Source organism: Nocardioides sp. ChNu-99, assembly GCF_029493445.1.
Classification (GTDB): Bacteria; Actinomycetota; Actinomycetes; order Propionibacteriales; family Nocardioidaceae; genus Nocardioides.
The window spans coordinates 1-1,667 of sequence record NZ_JAHWBL010000111.1; the positions used below are offsets into that span (position 1 = coordinate 1).

Sequence of the window (1,667 nt, forward strand, 5' to 3'; positions counted from 1 at the left end):
CACCCCGGGGACCCCCGCCGCGGCCGCCGCCCCCGTGGCCGCCGGCCCCGCCGCCCTCGAGGTCGACCGCGGCGCCGCGGTCGCGGGCCGCGTGCTGCCGTTCCAGGCGACCGGCCTCGTGCCCGGACGCCAGGTCAGCGTGACCTTCGACGACGGCGCGGCCGCCGCGGGACCCTTCCAGGTCGCGGCCGACGGCAGCATGGCCGGGGTCATCACCCTCCCGGCGGACACCCCGGCCGGGACGCACGAGCTGCGCATCTTCGGCCTCGACGAGCCGCTCACCGTCAGCTTCGCCGTCCGCGCCGCCGACGACGCCGCCGAGGTCGCGGCCTCCTCGGACGCAGCCCCCGCCGAGGACGCGGGCCCCGACCGCCTCGCCGTCGCGTTCGTCGTGGCCGCCGCCCTCGTGCTCCTCGCCGCCGTCGCCCGCGTGGTGCTCGTGCGAACCAGGGCCGCGCGGTGAGCGGCCGGCACCCCGGCGACCGCGCCGCGCGCCTGCGCGCCGCCGCCCTCGCCGGCGTCGGCGTCCTGGCCCTGTGCACCCTGCTGGTGTCGGTGCTGCTCGGCGTGCCCGGTCCCCGCGCCGCCCAGGCGGTCGAGGCGACCACCGATCCCGCCACGTCCACCCCGTCGGGCACGGCGCCCACCACTACACCCACCACCAGCCAGCCGACGACCGAGCCGACCACCCAGCCCACCACCGCGCCGACCACCCAGCCCACCACGGCACCCACCACCGAGCCGACGACCCCGCCGACGACCGGCGCCGTCGCGGTCGACGACGCCGTGCTGCGCTGGGGACTGACGAACGAGTCGAACAACGCCGCCCACGAGCCCGGCGCGCACAACTTCTTCTCCGCCGGACGCGCGGTGCCCGGGGTCGGCGTCCACCTCCGCGAGCGGCAGTGGGCCGCGAGCGACGGCGGCGTGAGCGTCGAGAAGTGGGACGGCTCGACCTGGCGCACCGCCACGTGGGACGGGCTGCGCACCACGAGCGCCGGAGCGCCCATCACCAACCCGAGCGCCGGCACGTTCAGCAACCACCAGGTCGTGCTGCGCGCCGGGGCGGGGGAGGTGGACCGCGCGGCCGGCACCGCCCGCATCGCGTGGACGGGCACCTTCACCGTCCTCTACTACTCCGGCCGCTCGTTCTTCCACGTCTCCGACCCCGTGCTCGCCGTCGCGGACGGGCGCGGCACCCTGACCGCGACCGTCACCGGCTACGCCTCGTCGCGCGAGGACCCCACGCAGCGGGAGCCCCTCGCGCCCCGGGAGGTGCGCCTCGCCGACCTCCCGGCCGTCGACCTCGATGACGTCACCGGCTTCACCACGACCCCCGCCTACCGCGGGGTGCGGGTGAGCGGCACGGCGCAGCGCACCGACGGCGCCGACGCCGGCTCCTTCCCGCAGTCGTTCGTCACCCTCATGGAGGAGCTCGGCACGGGCGCCTTCTGGTACTCCAGCGGCGCCTCCACCGACGCCTTCAAGGTGGCGCTGCCGGTGACGGTCTCGTACGACGCGTCCGCCCCCGTCGTCGTGCCTCAGCCCGCGCCGGCCCCGACCGTCGTCGTACCCGTGCCGGAGAACACGGCCCTCGCGCCCCCGCCACGCCCGGGCCCCGCTGCCCGGCCCGCCGGGCCGTCGGTCCCGTCGGCCCCGGCGGCGCC

2 protein-coding genes are annotated in these 1,667 nt (G+C 78.1%); both read left to right on the forward strand.

Features of this window, described 5'->3' with window-relative positions; all coding sequences use genetic code 11:
• Positions 1 to 463, forward strand: a 463-nt coding sequence (locus KK617_RS18575; protein WP_277501671.1) for a hypothetical protein, incomplete at its 5' end; no start/stop codon positions are given.
• Positions 460 to 1,667: hypothetical protein (locus tag KK617_RS18580; protein WP_277501672.1), on the forward strand; the 1,208-nt coding region annotated here is incomplete at its 3' end. The genes KK617_RS18575 and KK617_RS18580, both read left to right, overlap by 4 nt.